An 18609-nucleotide genomic window follows, 5' to 3' on the forward strand; every position below is an offset into this window, starting at 1 on the left:
CCCGCACGAGCCACGGCGCCGCGAGCGCCGCCCCACACATCGCATCGCCAGGAGCATCACCATGAAGACCCGTGCCGCCGTCGCCTTTGAAGCCGGCAAGCCGCTGCAGATCGTCGAGCTCGACCTCGAAGGCCCGAAGAAGGGCGAGGTGCTGGTGAAGATCACCCACACCGCGCTCTGCCACACCGATGCGTTCACGCTGTCGGGCGAGGATCCGGAAGGCGTGTTCCCGGCGGTGCTCGGCCATGAAGGCGCGGGCATCGTGGTGGAAGTGGGTGAGGGCGTGACCAGCGTGAAGCCGGGCGATCATGTGATCCCGCTGTACACCGCCGAGTGCGGTGAGTGCCTGTTCTGCAAGAGCGGCAAGACCAACCTGTGCGTCGCGGTGCGCGCCACCCAGGGCAAGGGCGTGATGCCCGACGGCACCACCCGCTTCAGCTACAACGGCCAGCCGGTGTACCACTACATGGGCTGCTCGACCTTCAGCGAGCACACCGTGGTCGCGGAAGTGTCCCTGGCGAAGGTGAACCCGGAAGCCAACCCGGAGCACACCTGCCTGCTCGGCTGCGGCGTGACCACCGGCATCGGCGCGGTGCACAACACCGCGAAGGTGGCCGAAGGCGACAGCGTGGCGGTGTTCGGCCTCGGCGCGATCGGACTTGCGGTGATCCAGGGCGCGAAGCAGGCCAAGGCCGGGCGCATCATCGCCATCGACACCAACCCGTCGAAGTTCGCGTTGGCGCAGGAAATGGGCGCGACCGAGTGCGTGAATCCGAAGGACCACGACAAGCCGATCCAACAGGTGATCGTGGAGATGACCGGCTGGGGCGTGGACCACAGCTTCGAGTGCATCGGCAACGTCAACGTGATGCGCGCGGCGCTGGAGTGTGCGCACCGCGGCTGGGGCCAGAGCGTGATCATCGGCGTGGCCGGCGCGGGGCAGGAGATCAGCACCCGTCCGTTCCAGCTGGTGACGGGCCGCAAGTGGCTGGGCACGGCCTTCGGCGGCGTGAAGGGCCGCACGCAGCTGCCGGGCATGGTGGAGGATGCGATGCGCGGCGACATCCAGCTGGCGCCGTTCGTGACGCATACGCTGCCGCTGGAGCGGATCAACGAGGCCTTCGACCTGATGCACGAGGGCAAGTCGATCCGCACCGTCATCCATTACTGAGGCACCGCCATGGAACGCATCGAACATCGCGCCAGTTTCGGCGGCTGGCAGGATGTCTACCGCCACCGCTCCGAAGTCCTCGGCTGCGACATGACCGTCGGCGTCTACGTCCCGCCGCAGGCGGAGCAGGGCCCGTGCCCGGTGCTGTACTGGCTCTCGGGCCTGACCTGCAACGAGCAGAACTTCATCACCAAGGCCGGCGCGCAGCGCTACGCCGCCGAGCACGGGATCATCCTGGTCGCCCCGGATACCAGCCCGCGCGGCGACGACGTGGCCGACGCCGAGGGCTACGACCTCGGCAAGGGCGCCGGCTTCTACGTCAACGCCACGCAGGATCCCTGGGCGAAGCACTACCGCATGTACGACTACATCGTCCACGAGCTGCCGGCCTGGGTCGAAGAGGATCCGGCCGCCAGCGACGCGCGCGCGATCAGCGGCCATTCGATGGGCGGCCACGGCGCGCTGACCATCGCCCTGCGCAATCCGGGCCGCTACCGCAGCGTGTCTGCGTTCTCGCCGATCGTCGCCCCGAGCCAGGTGCCCTGGGGCGAGAAGGCCTTCGCCGCCTACCTCGGCGACGACCGCGAGGCCTGGAAGCAGCACGACGCCGTCGAACTGGTGAAGTCCGCAAAGGAACGTCTGCCCCTGCTCATCGACCAGGGCGACGCCGACGAATTCCTCGAAGCCCAGCTCAAGCCCCAGCTGCTGCAGGCCGCCTGCGAGGCCGCCGGCCACCCCCTGACCCTGCGCATGCAGCCCGGCTACGACCACAGCTACTACTTCATCGCCAGCTTCATCGGCGACCACATCGCGCACCATGCGGCGGCGTTGAGGGGCTGAGGCGGGAAAGTCTTTTGCCACGGATGACGCGGATAAACGCGGATTTGCGCGGATAGAGCAGAAGCTTTTTCAGCTATGGATCTACGCGGGGCGGGCCGGGATATTCCTGCTGCGAGCCTGCAGGGCAGGAACGGATCAAGGCAAGGTGCCACTCAAGAGCTTTGGCTTGATCCGTGTAAATTCGCGCCCATCCGCGTGAATCCGTGGCAAAGCTTTTCCATCTCCCGTCGCCGCTACCGAAGCTCCGAAAGCACGTAGTCGGTATAGACGAAGCGGTCGTCGCGCAGGAGGGTCTCGCCGCGGCGCAGTGCGATGGGCGCGGTGAACATCGGCCCCGCGGCCACGCAGGTGTGGAATTCGCCGTTCTCGCCGCAGGCATCCACGCCTGCGGGCAGGTCGTCCAGCAGGGTGGCGTCGAAGTCGCGTCCCGCGAAGCCGGCATCCAGCTGCCCGGTATCCACGCAGCACAGCGCGGCGCGTAGCCCACCGGCCAGCATTTCGCGCGCCAGCGCTGAGGTGTCGCGGCCGAACAGCGGGAACAGTGGCGTCCAGCCCAGTCGCGCGCACAGCGCTTCGCGCCACGCACGGATGTCGGCCAGCAGCAGGTCGCCGAAGGCGATGTGGGCGATGCCGGGCCAGCGATTGCGCGCCTCGTCCAGCGTCGCGGCGAAGGCGGCTTCGTAACCTGTGTTGTCGCAGTTCTGCGGAATCCGTGATTCCAGCAGCGGCAGCCCCGCCGCCGCGGCCTGCGCCTGCAGCACATCGACGCGGATGCCCTGCATCGACGCACGCTCGTGGCCTTCGGTGATCGTGGTCAGCAGGCCGACCACATCGACATCGCCGCGTTCGCGCAGCGCATGCAGCGCCCAGGCCGCGTCCTTGCCGCCGCTCCAGGCCAGCAGCGCGTGCGGCCGTTCCATTGCGCTGCCGGCCTCAGCCGGCGCGGACGTCGCGCAGTTCCCAGGCGCTGCCGGCCAGCAGGCGCAGGCGGTGCTTCACCACGTCGCCGGGCACCGAGGTGCTGGCCACGAGTTCGATGCGCTGCTCGCGCTGGGTGCCTTCCACGCTCGCACCGGGGTCGGTGGCACCGAGCTTCGGATCGACCTCGTCGGGCTCGTCCTGGGTGGCGCGCCAGCGTTCGAACAGGCGGTCGCTGCGCAGGGCTTCCTGCAGTTCGCGAGCGAAGGCTTCCGCGCCCTGCGCGGTGAAGGCGAATTCCCCGGCGCCGCGGGCGGCGGCGGGGTCGGGGATGGCGATGAAATAGCGCGTGGCCATGGTGGCGTCCCTTGCGTGGCGTTGCCGCAAGCTTAGCCTTCGCCGGCGTTAACCGGGTGTAGTGCGGCCGCGCGGAGCCTTCAGTCGAAGCTGTGCGGCGCCGCCGCGAAGCCCACCACCACCGCGCCGCGGCCGACGTTGACCATGCCGGTGGTGCTCATCACGCTTTCGAACACCTCCACGTTCTGGTCGGCGCAGGCGTTGCGCAGGCGCTCGTAGCCGGGCAGGGCGCGCATCTCGTCCAGGTGGCCGCCGTAGCAGAGGGTGACGGTCGGGGTCATCAGGCCGGCCTGCACGCGGCGGGTGGCGAAGTCGAACATCTTCTCCGTGGCCGGGTCGAAGCCCTTGATCTTGGCCACCGGCCCGGTGTCGCCGCGGTAGCCGCGCAGCACCGGCTTGATGTCCAGCGCGGTGCCCAGCGCGGCGCTCAGCATGCTGATGCTGCGGTCGCCCTTGGCGCGCGCGCGGTTGCGGATGTAGTACAGGTCGCGCGGCACCAGGTAGCCGTAGGTGTTGCTGGCCAGTTCCTCCAGGCGGGTGCGGATGCGCAGCGGGTGCTCGCCGGCGGCGCGCAGGCGCGCGGCCTCGACCGGCAGGATGCCCTGGGCGCAGAACAGGTTCTGGGTGTCGATCACGCGCAGCGCGAAGGGCGTGGTGTTGCCGGCGGCCGCGCGCGGCTGCTTGTAGTCGTTGAGGATCATGTAGCTCGCCTTCTGCGCGTTGGCGAAGATCGGGCTGCGCGATCCGGTGATGGTCATGCAGAACACGTAGTCGTAGTCGACCACCAGGCGGTCCAGGAACAGGTCGCGGATCTGCTCCGGGGTGTAGGGGATGGTCTCGGCGCTGGCACCGCGTTCGGCGATGTGCGATTCGAGGAAGGCCAGGGTCTGGGTCTCGTCGCGGTGATCGGCCTGCACGGCATCGCCGATGCGCACGGTGATCGGGAGGATGTGGACCTGTTCGCGTTCGAAGAAGTCCGCAGGCAGGTCGCAGGCCGAGTCGACGACGATTCCGATGCGCATGGCGTTCCCTCTGTTGCAGCTGCAATCGCGGGAATCGTCGCATGCAACGTGCTCGCGGTCACGCCCCGGTGGTGATGGGCTGCGGGATTTGCGATGCCCGGGGGATCCCGCTCAGGGGCCGGGCGGGGCCTTGCCGCGGCGCTTGGCCTCGGCGGCGTCGGCGCGCTCGCGGCTGCGGATGAACAGGGGCACGCCGATGCCGATGCCGAGCATGATCACGGTGCCGGCGATCAGCAGCCAGCCGACCGGACGGGCGAACAGTTCGACCAGGACAGGATGCATTGCCAATCTCCCCAGGGACCGGGGGGCATCATTGGCCGCGGCGCGGGCCGCGGTATTGACGGCGGTCAAACGCCGCCGCGGCGTGGTTCCGCGGCGGCGCCCGGGCCGGGATCAGCGCCCGCCGGCCGCCGGATAGGCCCGCGGCAGCTCGCCGCGCGTGGCATCGGGCTCGGCGCGCAGGTAGCGGTCGCGCAGCTCGGTCTGGCGCGAGCGCATGTCGATCGCGCGGCCGTCGAACCACACCCGGCTGGCCAGGCTGGCGACGTCGAGCGGGTCGCCGTCCCACAGCACCAGGTCGGCGCGCAGGCCCGGGGCGATGGCCCCGGTCTCGCCGTCGACGCCGAAGGCGCGCGCCGGCACCCGGGTCAGGCCGGCCAGGGCGTCCTCCCAGGGCAGGCCGTGGGCCACGGCGTTGCCCGCCAGCTGGCGCAGTTTGCGCGCGTTGTGCGAGGAATCGCCGGCCTGGGTGAAGCCGACCTCGACCCCGGCCTCGCGCAGCACCGCGGCGTTGCGCAGGCTGGCGTGGATGCGGTCGAAGTTCGCCGGCAGGTTGTCGAGCGGGTCGACGAACACCGGCACCTGCGCCGCGGCCAGTTCGCGCGCCACGCGCCAGGCCTCGCCGCCGCCGCGGATGGCGACCTTCACGCCCTGCCTGTTCGACCAGCGCAGCAGCTGGCGGATGTCGGCGGCGCGGTCCACGGCCACCACCAGCGGGCGCTTGCCTTCGAGGTGGCGGTGCAGGGTGGCGCGGCCGGCCGGCGTCAGCAGGGCCGAGGGCGAATCCGCGCGGATACGGCCCTGCGCCTCGTCGACCAGCTGGTCGAGCAGCATCCACTGCGCCGCGCGCGAGCCGCCGGTGAGGTTGGCGGCGCGGCTGCCGAGGTCGACGAACAGCAGCTTCGGGCCCGCCGGCTGGTCGCCGCCGTCCAGGCGCATCACCGCGCCCTGGCCGCCGATGATCGAGCCGCCGGCGCCGGTGCCGGCCGCGACCAGGGTGAAGCCGACGCCCTCAACGCGCGCCACCGGGATCAGCAGCGAGTCGGGGTTGTAGGCCAGGGTGACGTCGAACTCGGGGCGCACCGTCATCTCGTGGGCATTGCCGCCGAGCGCGAGGCGGCCATCGGTGGTGGCGTCCTCGCCCGAGACCTCCTCGATGCCGATGCCGGTGATGCCGCCGAACAGCGTGGGCGTGAGCGGCCGGCCCTCGGCCTCGACCACGCTCGCGCCGCCGGCGTCCAGGCCGCTGCCGACCGCGCTGATGCGGCCGTTGCGCACCAGCACGTCGGTGTTCTGCAGCGTGCCGCGGCTGGTGGCGGTGTGCACGGTGGCGTTGCGGATCAGCAGGTCCTGGGCATGGGCGCCCCCGGCTGCGACCAGCAGCGCGGCGATCGTGACTGCGCGGCGGATCATCGGGCACCTCCGGCGCCGGCGCCGCGGCCGAGCATGAAGTCCGAGCGCGGCTGGCGCGCGGGGTCGTTGCGGTCGTACACCTTCGCGCCGTCGATCCAGACCTGTTCGGCCAGCGCGTAGGAACTGAAGGGGTTGCTGTTCCACAGCACCACGTCGGCCATCCTCCCGGCCTCGAGGGTGCCGGTGCGGTCGCCGATGCCCATGGCCTTCGCCGGGTTGGCCGTCAGCCAGGTGATCGCATGCTCGGGCGTGATGTCGATGCCGGCGCGGCGGGCGTTGGCCATGACCTTGGCGGCCTCCTGGTTGAGGCGCTGGATGCCCTCGTCCGAATCCGAATGCACGATCGCGCAGCCGCCCGGCGCGCGGTCGACGATCGCGATGTTCTCCTGGATGCCATCGAAGGCCTCCATCTTGAAGCCCCACCAGTCGGCCCAGAGCGCGCCGCAGACGCCTTCGCGGCCGAGGCGGTCGGCGATCTTGTAGGCCTCCACGCCGTGGTGGAAGGCGGCGACCTTGAAGCCGAACTCGTCCGCCAGGTCGAGCATGGTCGCCATCTCGTCGGCGCGGTAGCAGTGGATGTGGACCAGGATTTCGCCGTCGAGCGCACCGGCCAGGGTCTCCAGCTTGAGGTCGCGCTTGCCGTTGCCGTCGCCGCCCTTGCGCTTGTCGCGGTACTCGGCGGCGTCGATGAAGGCGGCGCGGTAGCCGGCGACGTTGCCCATGCGCGTGGCCGGGCCGCCCTTCTGGCCGTAGACGCGCTTGGGGTTCTCGCCGCAGGCCATCTTCAGGCCGTGCGGGGCGTCGGGGAACTTCATGCCCTGGTAGGTGGTGGCGGGCACGTTCTTCAGGGTCACGCCGCGGCCGCCGACCAGGTTGGCCGAGCCGGGCAGGATCTGCAGGCTGGTCACGCCGCCCGCCAGCGCGGCGTGGAAGCCGGGGTCCTGCGGCCAGACCGAGTGCTCGGCCCAGACCGCGGCGGTGACCGGCGAGGTCATCTCGTTGCCGTCGCTGTGCGAGCGCGTGCCCGGGCTGGGGTAGACACCCAGGTGGGAGTGGATGTCGATGATGCCGGGCGTGACCCATTTGCCGCGCCCGTCGACGCGGATGGCGTCGGCCGGGGCCTCGAGGCCGGGGCCCACGGCGACGATGGCGCCATCGCGCATCAGCACGTCGGCACCGTCCAGGCGCCGGCCGGTGCCGTCGAGCACGGTGGCGCCGGAGACCAGCACCGGCGCGCTGGCGATGCGCTGGTAGGTGCTCGGGTAGGCATCCCCGGGGGAGCTGCTGGTGGCGGTCGCGCCGCGCTTGCCGTCGTCGCGCGGGCCGGACGCGCTGGTGGTCGCGCAGCCGGCGGCGAGCGCGATCGTGAGCGCCGCAGCGAGCGCGGTGGTGGTCTTCAGTGCCATTCGAGGGTCCCCGTGGTTCTTTCCGAACCCTAGCCGGGCACTGGTGCCGGGGCAATGGGCGGAAAGTCGTGTTTTCGCATGGGCGGGCAGGGTGGCGGTTCCGGCCGTGCCAGAATCCCGGGAGAAAGGAGGAAGGAATGAAGGAAAAAGACCAGATCGTCGAAAACTGGCTGCCGCGCTACACCGGCGTGCCGCTGGACGGCTTCGGCGAGCACATCCTGCTCACCAACTTCGGCGGCTACCTCGGCCACTTCGCGCGCCTGACCGGTGCGGAGATCGTCGGCACCGACCGCCCGATGCCCAGCGCCACCGCCGACGGCATCACCATGATCAACTTCGGCATGGGCAGCCCGAACGCGGCCACGCTCATGGACCTGCTGTCCGCGATCAGCCCGAAGGCGGTGCTGTTCCTCGGCAAGTGCGGCGGGCTGAAGAAGAAGAACCAGCTCGGCGACCTGGTGCTGCCGATCGCCGCCATCCGCGGCGAGGGCACCAGCGACGACTACCTGCCGCCGCAGGTCCCGGCGCTGCCGGCCTTCGCCCTGCAGCGCGCGGTCTCGACCTCGATCCGCGACGCCGGCCTGGACTACTGGACCGGCACCGTCTACACCACCAACCGCCGCGTCTGGGAGCACGACGAGGCCTTCAAGGAGCGCCTGCGCACGATGCGCTGCATGGCCATCGACATGGAGACCGCCACCGTGTTCGCCGCCGGCTTCGCCAACCGCATTCCCAGTGGCGCGCTGCTGCTGGTCAGCGACCAGCCGATGATTCCCGAAGGCGTGAAGACCGAGGCCTCCGATGCGCAGGTGAGCACGCGCTTCGTCGAAGGCCACATCCAGGTCGGCATCGAGTCGCTGCGCCTGATCCGCCGCCACGGCAAGTCCGTGCGCCACCTGAGGTTCGACGAATGAACACTGCAAACGATCTGCCCGCGGCCCGCGAGGTCGTGGATTTCTGGCGCGAAGCTGGCCAGGCCAAGTGGTTCGGCGGCGGCGACGCCTTCGACGCCGAGCTGCGCGAGCGCTTCGAGGCCGCGCACTTCGCCGCCGCGCGCCGCGAGCTGGAGTCGTGGATGGAGACGGCCGACGGCGCGCTGGCCCTGCTGGTGCTGCTCGACCAGGTTCCGCGCAACATCTTCCGCGGCAGCGCGCATTCCTACGCCACCGATCCGCTGGCCCTGCACTACGCCGAGCGCATGCTGGAGTCGGGCCTGGACCGCGAAGTCGAGCCCGGGCTGCGGGTATTCTGCTACCTGCCGTTCGAGCATTCGGAGAAGCTGCTCGACCAGGAGCGCTCGGTCGCGCTCATGGCCGATCTGGGCGAGGTCTACGCCGACTACGCGGTGCAGCATTTCGAAGTGATCGAACGCTTCGGCCGCTTCCCGCACCGCAACCGCGCCCTGGGCCGGATCAACAGCGCCGACGAACAGGCTTGGCTCGATGCTGGTGGAGGCTTCTAGAAAAGCTTTTGCCACGGATGAACGCGGATTACGCGGATTTACACGGATAGAGCGAGAGCCTTTGTAGAAAAGGCGCTTGCAGGCAAGCGTTCCGGCTGCGCCGGCTGATCGGGAAGGAAGCGAAAGGCAACAGCGTGTTTGGCCACGGATTTGCGCGGATTACGCGGATCTGGCCGAGGCAAGCGTGTTGCCAGAAAGCCTTGAAAAAGAGAATGCCCCGGCAAAGCGTGGTGCCATCGCTGGCCTCGGCCAGATCCGCGTAATCCGCGTTCATCCGTGGCAAAAGCTCTTCCTCGCAAAGCCACGCCCGAAGCGCGACGCCTCAGTAACGCGGAATCGTTGCGTTCGCCTGTTCCGCCCAGGCGTCGATGCCGCCCTCGACGCTGTAGACCTCGCGGAAACCGAGTTGGCGGAAGTGCTCGGCCGCCTGCATGCTGCGGCCGCCGTGGTGGCAGAGGAAGGCGAGCGGGGTGTCCTTCGGCAGGCCCTCGAGCGCGCCCGGGCCCTCGTCGAGGGTGGAATGCGGCACCGGCGCGGTGGCGATCGCGCGTTCTTCAGCTGGACGCACGTCGACCAGGCGCACGCTGCCGTCGGTGGCGCGGGCCTGGGCGTCGGCCGGTGACATTGCACGCACGGCCGGCGGCGCGTTCGGGTTTTCCACCACCAGGCCGCGGCCGCGGGTGTCGTCGGCGAAGTCGATCACCAGGCCGTCGGCGCGGCGCGCGGCGGCGACCGCCACCTGCACCGGGATGCCGTCGCAGTCGACGGTGATCGCGTTCGCGTCGCGGGTGGCCAGCGCCAGCCGGGTGCGGAAGTTCGGGTCGATGTCGATCTGCACGGCAAGGTCGCCGCCGGCATCGTCGATGGCCTTGCGCAGGGTGGGGTGCGCGGCCGGGGTGATGGTGATGGTGGGCGGGGTGCGATCCGGCGGCGGCAGGCCGAGGGCTGCGTGCAGTTCGCCGGAGTTCGCCATCTGCTCGATGATGTCGCTGCCGCCGACCAGTTCGCCGCCGATGTAGAGCTGCGGGATCGTGGGCCAGTTGCCATAGGCCTTGATGCCCTCGCGGATCTCGCCATCGGCCAGCACGTTGACGTGCGCGTAGGGCTGCTCCAGCGCGGACAGCGCCGCCACCGCCTTGGCCGAGAAGCCGCACTGCGGTGCCCGCGGATCGCCCTTCATGAACAGCACGATGCGGTTGGCCTGCAGCAGGTCTTCAATGCGCTGGCGGAGTTCTGGCGTGAGGGACATGGCGGGCACCGCGGGGTTGAGTGGGCTGCATAGGGTACCCCGCGCGCCATGCGGGAGCCTTGATCCGGGTCATCGACGTGTGTCCATGCGGCCCGCGGGCGGCGTTCCCGTGCCACCATCTCCCGATGCCCGGCCCCGCTTCCCTCCATGCCGCTCCCCGCCACCCGCACGCATGGGCGTGGTTCGCACTGGCCCTGCACCTCGCCGTGGCGCTCGCCTGGTGGCAGCTGGGCTGGCGCTGGGGCCTGCCGCTGCTGCTGGCCCTGCACCTGGGCTTCGTCTGGGGCACGCTGCGGCCCGGTTCGCGCCTGTTCGGCCCGGTGCGGCGGAGTTTCCCGGCGACCGGCCGCGACGTGTGGCTGACCATCGACGACGGTCCGTCCGACGACACCGCCGCCGTCCTCGACCTGCTCGACGCGCACGGCGCGAAGGCCACTTTCTTCCTCGTCGGCGAACGCGCCGCTGCGCGCCCCGAACTGGTACGCGAGATCGCCGCCCGCGGCCACGGCATCGGCAATCACAGCCACACCCACCCCCAGGCCCGCTTCTGGGCCCTGGGCCCGCGCGCGATGCGCCGCGAGATCCTCGACTGCCAGCAGGCGCTGACCGCCATCACCGGCACGTCCCCGCGCTGGTTCCGCGCCGTCGTCGGCCATGCCAACCCTTTCGTGCACGCGCCGCTGCGTGACGCCGGCCTGTCGCGCCTGGCCTGGAGCGCCCGCGGCTACGACGCCGTCGAATCCGACCCCGCCCGCGTCGCCGCCCGCATCGCCGCAGACCTCGCGCCGGGCGCCATCGTCCTCCTCCACGAAGGCGCCCCCCACGGCCGCAGCGTCGACATCATCGCCGCGGTACTAGCCCGGACGCAGGGTGCGGGCTATCGGGCGGTGGTTCCGGTGGGGTGAGGGAAGAGCAGAAGATTTGCCACGGATTTGCGCGGATTACGCGGATCTGGCTGAGGCCAGCGATGGCACTATGCTTTTACCGGGGCATTCTCCTTTTTCAGGCTTCCCGGCAACACTCTTGCCTCAGCCAGATCCGCGTAATCCGCGCAAATCCGTGGCAAAAAAAAGATGCCCCGCCCAGCGCGCGCGGCAGCTCAGTCGCGGTGAGCCACTACCAGCCAGTTGTTGAACGGCGTATTCCCGTACAGCGGCCGGAACTCGACGGAAAGCCCGGCGCCGGTGAGCGCGGTTTCCAGTTCGGCGCGGGTGGGGTAGCGCTTGGGCACTTCCTGCATCCAGCCGGCGAGGTGGGCGAGGCGGTCGGTGATGCGGGTGGTGCGGCCGCGGCGGGTGTCGTCGCCCAGGCCGCTGCGGATCACCAGCCTGGCGCCGGGCACCAGCATCGCGGCGGTGTCGGCGAGCAGGCGGGCCTGGGCTTCGGCGTCGAGGTACTGCAGCACGTCCAGGATGGCGACGCTCCCTTGGTGCGGAGGCCAGCCTTCGGCGAGGTCGACCACTTCGAAGCGGGCGTTGCCGGCGATGCCGTTGCGCTCGGCGATCATTCGGCCGCGCTTGATCTTGTCGGCGTCGATGTCCACGCCGTGCCAGGGCATGGCCTGGCCGTCGAGGCGCAGGGCGTGCAGCAGGAGGCCCAGGCCGCAACCCAGGTCGAGCACGGGCGCGTCGGTGCCGCGCAGGGCCTCAAGCACGCCGGGGTACAGCGGATCCGTGCGCAGCTTGGTCAGCGTGTAGTAGTAGTCGTAGCGGTTGCCGTAGAAGCGCGGTGGCAGGAAGGCACGGGCGATCGCGCGGGCCTCGTCGGGCGGGAAGGGGGCGTCGGCGGCTCTGGGGCTCATGCGTCGTCCTTGGCGTTGCCGTGGGATGGCTGCAGCAGGCGGCGCGCGACCGGCAGGGCCAGGCGCGTCCACTCCGCATACATCAGGGCGGAGGGATGCAGGCCGTCTTCGGCCAGCATGTCGGGTTCGGCGCCGCGTTCGCGGCTCACCGCGGTGATGTCGACGAAGGCGACGCCGCGGGCTTCGCAGGCCGCGCGCGCGGCTGCGTTGTACGCATCGAGCTCGCGCGCGATGGCCGAGGTGTCGCGGCCGGAGGCGGCGGCGAACGGGGTGACGCCCCAGTCCGGGATCGACAGCACCAGCACGCGGTCGGCGCGGGCGCCGGCGAAGCCGATGGCGCGATCGAGCAGGGCGGCGAACTCGTCGGCGTAGTTGCCGGGGTCGCGGCCGCGGTACTGGTTGTTGACGCCGATCAGCAGGCTGGCGAAGTCATAGGGTCCCTGCGGCGCGGCTTCGTCGATCGCGGCGTCGAGCTCGTCGGTGGTCCAGCCCGTGGTCGCGATGGTCCACGGGTCGTCGAGGTCGATGCCTTCCGCGCGCAGCCGCGATGCGAGCTGGTGCGGCCAGCGGCCTTCGACCGCGACGGCTTCGCCGATGGTGTAGGAGTCGCCGAGCGCGAGGTAGCGCAGGCCCACGCGCTCAGGCCACCGCGGCCTGCGCCAGCGGCGCGGCCTCCGCCGCCGTGGCCGCATCCGCGCGCCGCTGCAGCACGCGGTCGATGCGCCGGAACACCTCGCGCAGCTGCTCCGGCTCCGGCAGCAGGGTCACGCGGAAGTGGTTGCGATAGGGCACGTTGAAGCTCGAACCCGGCACCACCAGCACGTGCTCGGTCTCCATCAGCTCCAGCGCGAAATCGTGGTCGTCGAAGCCCTGGGCCGCCGGGCCGACCACGCCCGGGAAGGCGTACAGCGCGCCGTCGGGGACCTGCAGTTCCAGGTGCGGGCTGGCCGCGCAGGCCTCGGCGACGATGCGCCGCGCCTCGTGCAGGCGGCCGCCGGGCGCGACCAGCGGGCCGATGGTGTCCAGTCCCGACAGCGCCGCCGGCACCGCGAACTGCCCCGGCACGTTGGCGCACAGGCGCAGCGCGCCGAGCAGGTCGATGGCGTGGCGGTAGTCGCGGGTGGCGCCCTCGTCGCCGGACAGCATCGCCCAGCCGATGCGCCAGCCGCAGGCGCGGTGCACCTTGCTCAGGCCACCGAACGACAGGCAGGGCACGTCTCCGGCCAGCGGCGCCAGCGGTTCGAAGCGCGCGCCGTCGTAGGTGATGCCGTCGTAGATCTCGTCGGCCATCAGCAGCAGGCCGTGGCGTCGGGCGATGGCGACGATGCGCTCCAGCAGCTCGCGCGGGTAGCTGGCGCCGGTGGGGTTGTTGGGGTTGATCAGCACGATCGCGCGCGTGCGCGGGGACACCAGGGCCTCGATCTCGTCGGGATCGGGCAGGAAGCCGTTGCCCGCGTGGCAGCGGTAGTACACCGGGCGGCCGTCGTTGAGGATGGTCGCCGCCGACCACAGCGGGTAGTCGGGCGAGGGCAGCAGCACTTCGTCGCCCGGGTTGAGCAGGGCGCGCAGGCTGATGTCGATCAGTTCGCTGACGCCGTTGCCGATGAAGACGTTGTCCGCCGAGGCGCCCGGGGTGCCGATCGCGGCGTGGTGCCCGGCGATGGCTTCGCGCGCGGCCGGCAGGCCCTGCTGGTGGGCGTAGGGATCGGTGTCCTGGATGCGGTCGGCGATCGCGCGCTGCATGTGCTCGGGCGCACGGAAGCCGAAGGCCCCGGGGTTGCCGATGTTGAGCTTGATCAGGCTGTGGCCCTGGGCCTCGAGCTCGCGGGCGCGGCGGGCGAGCTCGCCGCGGATTTCGTAGCGCACCTCGGTCAGGCGTTCGCGGATCGGCAGGGTCGGGGCGGGCATCGTGCGCGGATCGGTGGGGAAACCCGCGGATCCTAGCGGAAAAGCGCCGCTGGCGCTGTCGGCCGCCCGCTGGGCTGCGCTCAGCCGTACGGGAAGGAAGGGCAGTCCGGGGCGGCCGCCGGCGGCGGCGGGTCGGCCAGCAGCGCCATCAGGCTCGCCGCGGCATGGCGGGCGACCTCCCCCAGCGTCGCCGCCGGCGTGCTGTCGCCGACCTCATAGGTCACTGCCGGCGCGCCCAGGTGGCAGAACGCCCAGTTCTTGAACACCGGCGTGCGCGCGGCGGACGGCCTGTCGTCGATGTCGAATTCCGCCTGCATCGCGGCCATCCATGCATGCAGCACCCCGTCCGGCGCCCGCGCCGGGTCCTCGGCGACGGTGTAGAACACGTCGCGGAAGGTGGAGTGGAAGTCGATGGCGAAGACCGTGCGGCCGCGGGCGCCGCGCGCGGCCAGCAGGTCGCGCAGCGCGCGCGTCTCCGGCTGCGCGAACGGCCCCCAGTCGCGGTTGATGTCGACGCCGCGGGCGTTGCCGCGCCAGTGGCCTTCGACCACGCCGTCGGGATTCAGCAGCGGCACCACCAGCACCTGCACCCGGCCGCGGAAGGCGCGTGCCTGAGGGGTGTCGGCGGCCAGCGCCTCGACGAAGCCCATCAGCGCCTGGGTGCCGGTGTTCTCGGGCGGGTGCTGGCGGCCGACCACCAGCAGCAGGGGGGCATCCGCGCCCGCGCCGAATTCGAACATCCGCAGCGGGCGGCCCTGCACCGAGCTGCCGAAGCGGCCCGTGGCGGCATCCACCTGCGCCGCGATGCGCGTCGACCACGCCTCGAAATCACCGGGCAGCAGCGGTGGCTGTGCGAACACGCGCAGCTCGCCGGCCTCCAGTTGCAGCAGCAGGCGGGCGTTCCCGTCGGCATCGACCTGGAATGCCGTCGGGTCGGCCTCCTGCCAGTCGCGCCCGTCGCGGCTGAGCTTGGGCACGTAGCGATGGCGGTAGTCGTGCGGGTAGGCGAACCGCAGTTCCAGCGCGCGCGGCGCATCGCTGCGGATGCGGAAGCCGTACCACGGACTGGGGTTCACGGGATGGACCTCGGGCGCGATGTCGACGCGGTAGCGGCCATCGCCCACTCGTTCGACGCCCGACAGCCGGGCCGCCGACAGCTGGTTGTCGAAGCGGATGCCATCGGCTTCGAACCGCCAGGTCCGGCGTGCCTGCAGCGTCGCGCCGGGGTCATTCGTGGCCGGAGTCGCGACAGCGGTCGCCGCTGCCGCCGACGGACCCGCAGGCGGGTGCGAGACGCAGCCCGCCACGAGCAGCGCCAGCAGGGCAGGCAGCCAGGCGGCGGTGCGCGTGATCGGGAGGCGGCCATGCAGATGGCCGTGGGGGCAGCAGTCCATCGGGAATCCGTGCGGGAAGGTGACCGCGCGATGGTCGCAGCCGGTCGGCGGGCTTGCCAAGCCGGCGGTAGAATCGCGGCCATGAACCGCCGTCGCCTCCACGCTTGACTCCCGTGCCCGCCGGCCTGCAGGCGATCGGCTGGCGCGCCGATGTCGATCCGCGCTGGCGGGAGGCGATGCACGCACATCCGGCGGCATCCCCGGCGCGCGTGGTCGAGCAGCACCGCTCCGGCTACGTGGTGGCGACCGGTCCAGGCGACGGCGTGGCCGTGGAGTCGCTGCCCGAATGGCAGCGGCCGGCCGGCTACCGCAAGGGCAAGGTGGCCCCCGAGGACCGGCCCGCGGTCGGCGACTGGGTGCTGGTCGAGGACGGCAGGCGCATCGTCGCCCTGCTGCCGCGTCGCAGCGCGATCAAGCGCGGCGCCGCCGGCGAGCATTACCGGCAGCAGCTGATCGCCGCCAACGTGGACGTGGTGTTCGTGGTCTGCGGGCTGGACGGTGATTTCAACCCGCGGCGCATCGAGCGCTACCTGCTGCTGGTGCAGGGCAGCGGCGCGCAGCCGGTGGTGGTGCTGACCAAGGCCGACGGCCCCGGTGCCGACGTCGCCGCCGCGCGGGCGCAGCTGGCGGACATCGAGGCGCAGGACGTGCCGGCGGTGGCGGTGAACGCGAAGGATCCCGCAGCGGTCGAAGCGCTGTCGCCATGGCTGCGCCCCGGCGACACGGCCGTGCTGGTGGGCAGCTCGGGCGCGGGCAAGTCCACGCTCACCAACACCCTGCTCGGCGTCGAGCGGATGAAGACCGCGGAGGTGCGCGAACACGACGCACGCGGCCGCCACACCACGACCCACCGCGCGCTCATCCCGCTGCCGACGGGCGCCTGCCTGATCGACACGCCCGGGATGCGGGAGCTCAAGCCCACCGGCGAGGAGGAAGTCGCCGATGCCGGCTTCGCCGATGTCGAGGCGCTGGCCGCGGCGTGCCGGTTCCGCGATTGCGCGCACGGTCGCGAGCCGGGTTGCGCGGTGCGCGCCGCGATCGAGCGCGGCGAACTCGACGAGGGCCGCTTCCTCAACTACCTCAAGCTGCGCGACGAAGTCGCCGCCGCGTCCGACCGCCTCGCCTCGCGACTGGCCGACAAGCAGGGCGCGAGGGTGGTCACGCGCGCCCTGCACAAGCGGTTGGACGACAAGTACGGCAAGCACTGAGCCGTGGACGCCGGATCACCCGACATCCGCCACCACGCCGCGATGGACGCACGCATGGTCAAGGCCGCGCGCGGGATCCGGGTGCTGACGCTGGCGAGCTGGCCGGCGTCGGTGCAGCGCGACTTCCTCGCCGGCCTTGCACGCGGCGACGCGCGGTTGCCGCGGATCGACTATCCCCGACATGACTTCGGCGAGTCGCGCCGCGAGCTGCAGGCGATCGTGGATGCGGCCGATCCCGCGCACCCGCTGGGCCGCTACCTGGTGGAGTCGGCGCGGCAGTGGGACATCGCCGCGCGCATGCTGGAGGCCCTGGGCACCCACCGCGCGGGCGCGCTGTCGGTGTCGCTGTACGGGCATCCGGGCGACCCGCTCCCGGGCGGAGGGCCGGGTACGCGCGAGGCGGCACGGCACTTCATCGACATCGCCAACGAGCTTGATCGCGAGCTGCTGGCGCCGGAGGAGCAGGTCGAGATCTCCGCCACCGCGCTGCAGCTGCAGCTGCAGAACGCGCTGGACGGGTTCTTCGGCGGCCGCGTGATCGAGGTCGAGCTGGATCCGGACATGATCGCCAAGGCCGCGGCGGGCGCCTACCGCATCCGCCTGCGCAACGGCGCGGCCTACACCGACTACGACCGGCGGCAACTCCTGCACCACGAGGCGCTGGTGCATTCGCTGACCGCGATCAACGGCCGCGGACAGGTGCGGCTGCCGAGCCTGGCGATGTCCTCGCCGCGGATCACCGCCACCCAGGAGGGACTGGCGGTGCTGGCCGAGCAGATCACCGGTTCGATCGACATCGAGCGGATGAAGCGCATCAGCCTGCGCACCGAGGCCATCGCGATGGCGATGGACGGCGCGGATTTCCTGGAGGTGTTCGCCTATTTCGGCGACGCCGGGCAGGGCCCGGACGAGAGCTTTTCCTCGGCCCAGCGCGTGTTCCGCGGCGTGCCGGTGACCGGCGGCGCGGCCTTCGCCAAGGACACGGTCTACCTGCGCGGGCTGGTCGAGGTGCACACCTTCTTCAGGCATGCGCTGCGCGAGGGCCGACTGCACCAGTGCCGGCGCCTGTTCGCGGGCAAGATGACCCTCGACGACGTCCAGGCCTTCGATCCGCTGTTCGACGCCGGCGTGCTGCTGCCGCCGCGCTGGCTGCCCGAATGGGTGGCGCGTGCCAACGGCCTGGCCGGGGTGCTGGCGTTCTCCCTGTTCGCCAACCGGATCCGGCTCGACCGGCTGTCCACGGCGGGCTAGGGGCGGGGCGGCGGCATCAGCATCAGCGCGCCGGACGCGCCTCGCGCAGCACTTTGGAGAACACCGCCAGGAAACGGCGGGCCGCCTCGGAGGGCGGACGGTCTTCCAGGTGCACGTACTGCACCTTGAAGCGCAGCGGCGGCGAGAACGGGCGGTGCGAAAGGCTGGGGCCGCTGCTCGCGCGCGCGGTGAACTCGTCCACCACCGCCATGCCCACGCCGTGCCGCGCCAGCTCGGCGGCGATGTAGAAGGTCTGGTTCGAGACCACCTCGTTCACCGTGATGTCCTGGCGCTGCAGCTCGCGGTTGAGGAGCTCGCCGACCGGGCCGCCGGTGGTCAGCCCCACCAGGTTCTGCCCGTCGAGGATCCGCAGCGGAACCTGCTCGCCGGCGTCGGGCAGGGCGTCGCCCTGGAACAGCAGCATCAGCTCGCCGCTGTCGATGTCGCGGCGCTTCATCCGCGGGTGCGTCGGCGGGTCGTAGGCGATGGCGACGTCGCAGCTGCGCTCGTACAGCGCCTGGAACAGCGCGTCGTGGTGCAGGGTCTGCACGTCGAAGCTGACGTCCGGGTGGCGTGCGCGGAAGCGCGCGATGGCCAGCGGCGCGATGTGCAGGCCCAGCGAGGGCACCACCGCCAGGCGCACGCGACCGCCGGCGAGGCTGCGCAGGTTGCCGACCGTCTTCTGCAGCGAGGTCAGGCGGCTGAAGACCTCGGACACCTCGACGAAGAGTTCGTGCGCCTGGTCGGTGGCGACCAGGCGGCCGCGTACCAGCCGGAACAGCTCCAGGCCCAACTGCTGCTGGGTGTGGTGCAGCACCTTGCTGACCGAGGGTTGCGAGACATGCAGCGCGCGCGCGGCGGCGCTGATCGAGCCGGTGGTGTAGACGGCGTGGAAGACTTCGATCTGGCGGAAACGCATGTCTGGCCGGA

The 18609-nt window shown here is 71.2% G+C and carries 19 protein-coding genes; 7 read left to right on the top strand and 12 right to left on the bottom strand.

Annotated features, from left to right (window positions below):
- Positions 1-61 precede the first annotated feature (61 nt).
- Positions 62-1171: an S-(hydroxymethyl)glutathione dehydrogenase/class III alcohol dehydrogenase gene (locus E2170_RS01090; protein WP_132998811.1), complete on the top strand. Its 1110-nt coding sequence runs from the start codon at positions 62-64 to the stop codon at positions 1169-1171.
- Positions 1172-1180: 9 nt separating this feature from the next.
- Positions 1181-2011 carry an S-formylglutathione hydrolase gene (gene fghA / locus E2170_RS01095; protein ID WP_132998812.1) on the top strand — a complete coding sequence of 277 codons (831 nt, stop codon included), beginning with the start codon at positions 1181-1183 and terminating at the stop codon, positions 2009-2011.
- A gap of 233 nt (positions 2012-2244) precedes the next feature.
- On the opposite strand, the gene E2170_RS01100 is transcribed toward fghA, so the two are convergent.
- From E2170_RS01100 to E2170_RS01120, 6 genes are all read right to left on the bottom strand, one after another.
- Entirely contained in the window at positions 2245-2931 is a 687-nt protein-coding gene (locus tag E2170_RS01100) for an adenine nucleotide alpha hydrolase (protein WP_132998813.1), read from the bottom strand.
- A gap of 13 nt (positions 2932-2944) precedes the next feature.
- Entirely contained in the window at positions 2945-3286 is a 342-nt protein-coding gene (locus E2170_RS01105) for a hypothetical protein (RefSeq protein WP_132998814.1), read from the bottom strand.
- An 80-nt stretch (positions 3287-3366) separates the two neighbouring features.
- Positions 3367-4308 carry a DegV family protein gene (locus E2170_RS01110; protein WP_132998815.1) on the bottom strand — a complete coding sequence of 314 codons (942 nt, stop codon included), beginning with the start codon at positions 4306-4308 and terminating at the stop codon, positions 3367-3369.
- A gap of 111 nt (positions 4309-4419) precedes the next feature.
- On the bottom strand, positions 4420-4590 hold the full coding sequence (locus E2170_RS13735; RefSeq protein WP_165942120.1) for a hypothetical protein: 171 nt from the start codon (positions 4588-4590) through the stop codon (positions 4420-4422).
- A 111-nt stretch (positions 4591-4701) separates the two neighbouring features.
- Entirely contained in the window at positions 4702-6000 is a 1299-nt protein-coding gene (locus E2170_RS01115; RefSeq protein WP_132998816.1) for an amidohydrolase family protein, read from the bottom strand.
- Positions 5997-7406: an amidohydrolase gene (locus E2170_RS01120; protein ID WP_132998817.1), complete on the bottom strand. Its 1410-nt coding sequence runs from the start codon at positions 7404-7406 to the stop codon at positions 5997-5999. The genes E2170_RS01115 and E2170_RS01120 overlap by 4 nt, the downstream gene beginning before the upstream one ends.
- Positions 7407-7543: 137 nt before the next feature.
- Between E2170_RS01120 and E2170_RS01125 the strand changes: the two genes are divergently transcribed.
- Complete coding sequence (locus E2170_RS01125) at positions 7544-8320, top strand: AMP nucleosidase (RefSeq protein ID WP_132998818.1); 777 nt, start codon at positions 7544-7546, stop codon at positions 8318-8320.
- Positions 8317-8868, top strand: coding sequence for a DUF924 family protein (locus E2170_RS01130; RefSeq protein WP_132998819.1), 552 nt, complete (start codon positions 8317-8319; stop codon positions 8866-8868). Before E2170_RS01125 ends, E2170_RS01130 begins: the two co-directional genes overlap by 4 nt.
- Before the next feature lie 322 nt (positions 8869-9190).
- Here E2170_RS01130 and grxD read toward each other — a convergent pair whose 3' ends face one another.
- Positions 9191-10117 carry a Grx4 family monothiol glutaredoxin gene (gene grxD / locus E2170_RS01135; protein WP_132998820.1) on the bottom strand — a complete coding sequence of 309 codons (927 nt, stop codon included), beginning with the start codon at positions 10115-10117 and terminating at the stop codon, positions 9191-9193.
- 125 nt (positions 10118-10242) lie between these two features.
- On the opposite strand from grxD, the gene E2170_RS01140 reads away from it, so the two are divergent.
- Positions 10243-11022 (top strand): polysaccharide deacetylase family protein, encoded by a 780-nt coding sequence (locus E2170_RS01140; protein ID WP_132998821.1) that lies wholly within the window; start codon positions 10243-10245, stop codon positions 11020-11022.
- A 194-nt stretch (positions 11023-11216) separates the two neighbouring features.
- On the opposite strand, the gene E2170_RS01145 is transcribed toward E2170_RS01140, so the two are convergent.
- The 4 genes from E2170_RS01145 to E2170_RS01160 all read right to left on the bottom strand — a co-directional run bounded on the left by E2170_RS01145 (position 11217) and on the right by E2170_RS01160 (position 15220).
- Positions 11217-11918 (bottom strand): methyltransferase domain-containing protein, encoded by a 702-nt coding sequence (locus tag E2170_RS01145; protein ID WP_132998822.1) that lies wholly within the window; start codon positions 11916-11918, stop codon positions 11217-11219.
- Complete coding sequence (locus tag E2170_RS01150; RefSeq protein WP_132998823.1) at positions 11915-12553, bottom strand: SGNH/GDSL hydrolase family protein; 639 nt, start codon at positions 12551-12553, stop codon at positions 11915-11917. The genes E2170_RS01145 and E2170_RS01150 overlap by 4 nt, the downstream gene beginning before the upstream one ends.
- A 4-nt stretch (positions 12554-12557) precedes the next feature.
- A complete protein-coding gene (locus E2170_RS01155; protein WP_132998824.1) occupies positions 12558-13826 on the bottom strand; it encodes an aminotransferase class I/II-fold pyridoxal phosphate-dependent enzyme in 1269 nt (422 codons plus the stop codon).
- Between the two features lie 80 nt (positions 13827-13906).
- Positions 13907-15220, bottom strand: a complete 1314-nt coding sequence (locus E2170_RS01160; protein WP_165942121.1) for a M14 family metallopeptidase — start codon at positions 15218-15220, stop codon at positions 13907-13909.
- Positions 15221-15396: 176 nt separating this feature from the next.
- Between E2170_RS01160 and rsgA the strand changes: the two genes are divergently transcribed.
- Both rsgA and E2170_RS01170 read left to right on the top strand, forming a co-directional pair.
- Positions 15397-16428 (top strand): ribosome small subunit-dependent GTPase A, encoded by a 1032-nt coding sequence (gene rsgA / locus E2170_RS01165; protein ID WP_132998826.1) that lies wholly within the window; start codon positions 15397-15399, stop codon positions 16426-16428.
- Positions 16429-16470: 42 nt separating this feature from the next.
- Complete coding sequence (locus E2170_RS01170) at positions 16471-17679, top strand: flavohemoglobin expression-modulating QEGLA motif protein (RefSeq protein WP_132999949.1); 1209 nt, start codon at positions 16471-16473, stop codon at positions 17677-17679.
- A gap of 22 nt (positions 17680-17701) precedes the next feature.
- Here the strand turns inward: E2170_RS01170 and E2170_RS01175 are convergent, their stop codons facing one another.
- On the bottom strand, positions 17702-18598 hold the full coding sequence (locus tag E2170_RS01175; protein ID WP_132998827.1) for a LysR family transcriptional regulator: 897 nt from the start codon (positions 18596-18598) through the stop codon (positions 17702-17704).
- Positions 18599-18609: the final 11 nt, after the last annotated feature.

The sequence above is a fragment of the Luteimonas arsenica genome (assembly GCF_004352825.1).
Classification (GTDB): domain Bacteria; phylum Pseudomonadota; class Gammaproteobacteria; order Xanthomonadales; family Xanthomonadaceae; genus Luteimonas; species Luteimonas arsenica.

What these genes read in the sequence shown, in the direction of transcription:
- E2170_RS01090 (WP_132998811.1), top strand. Translation starts at nt 62, where the DNA reads ATGAAGACCCGTGCCGCCGTCGCCTTTGAAGCCGGCAAGCCGCTGCAG.
- fghA (WP_132998812.1), top strand. Translation starts at nt 1,181, where the DNA reads ATGGAACGCATCGAACATCGCGCCAGTTTCGGCGGCTGGCAGGATGTC.
- E2170_RS01100 (WP_132998813.1), bottom strand. Translation starts at nt 2,931, where the DNA reads ATGGAACGGCCGCACGCGCTGCTGGCCTGGAGCGGCGGCAAGGACGCG.
- E2170_RS01105 (WP_132998814.1), bottom strand. Translation starts at nt 3,286, where the DNA reads ATGGCCACGCGCTATTTCATCGCCATCCCCGACCCCGCCGCCGCCCGC.
- E2170_RS01110 (WP_132998815.1), bottom strand. Translation starts at nt 4,308, where the DNA reads ATGCGCATCGGAATCGTCGTCGACTCGGCCTGCGACCTGCCTGCGGAC.
- E2170_RS13735 (WP_165942120.1), bottom strand. Translation starts at nt 4,590, where the DNA reads ATGCATCCTGTCCTGGTCGAACTGTTCGCCCGTCCGGTCGGCTGGCTG.
- E2170_RS01115 (WP_132998816.1), bottom strand. Translation starts at nt 6,000, where the DNA reads ATGATCCGCCGCGCAGTCACGATCGCCGCGCTGCTGGTCGCAGCCGGG.
- E2170_RS01120 (WP_132998817.1), bottom strand. Translation starts at nt 7,406, where the DNA reads ATGGCACTGAAGACCACCACCGCGCTCGCTGCGGCGCTCACGATCGCG.
- E2170_RS01125 (WP_132998818.1), top strand. Translation starts at nt 7,544, where the DNA reads ATGAAGGAAAAAGACCAGATCGTCGAAAACTGGCTGCCGCGCTACACC.
- E2170_RS01130 (WP_132998819.1), top strand. Translation starts at nt 8,317, where the DNA reads ATGAACACTGCAAACGATCTGCCCGCGGCCCGCGAGGTCGTGGATTTC.
- grxD (WP_132998820.1), bottom strand. Translation starts at nt 10,117, where the DNA reads ATGTCCCTCACGCCAGAACTCCGCCAGCGCATTGAAGACCTGCTGCAG.
- E2170_RS01140 (WP_132998821.1), top strand. Translation starts at nt 10,243, where the DNA reads ATGCCCGGCCCCGCTTCCCTCCATGCCGCTCCCCGCCACCCGCACGCA.
- E2170_RS01145 (WP_132998822.1), bottom strand. Translation starts at nt 11,918, where the DNA reads ATGAGCCCCAGAGCCGCCGACGCCCCCTTCCCGCCCGACGAGGCCCGC.
- E2170_RS01155 (WP_132998824.1), bottom strand. Translation starts at nt 13,826, where the DNA reads ATGCCCGCCCCGACCCTGCCGATCCGCGAACGCCTGACCGAGGTGCGC.
- E2170_RS01160 (WP_165942121.1), bottom strand. Translation starts at nt 15,220, where the DNA reads ATGGACTGCTGCCCCCACGGCCATCTGCATGGCCGCCTCCCGATCACG.
- rsgA (WP_132998826.1), top strand. Translation starts at nt 15,397, where the DNA reads ATGCACGCACATCCGGCGGCATCCCCGGCGCGCGTGGTCGAGCAGCAC.
- E2170_RS01170 (WP_132999949.1), top strand. Translation starts at nt 16,471, where the DNA reads ATGGACGCACGCATGGTCAAGGCCGCGCGCGGGATCCGGGTGCTGACG.
- E2170_RS01175 (WP_132998827.1), bottom strand. Translation starts at nt 18,598, where the DNA reads ATGCGTTTCCGCCAGATCGAAGTCTTCCACGCCGTCTACACCACCGGC.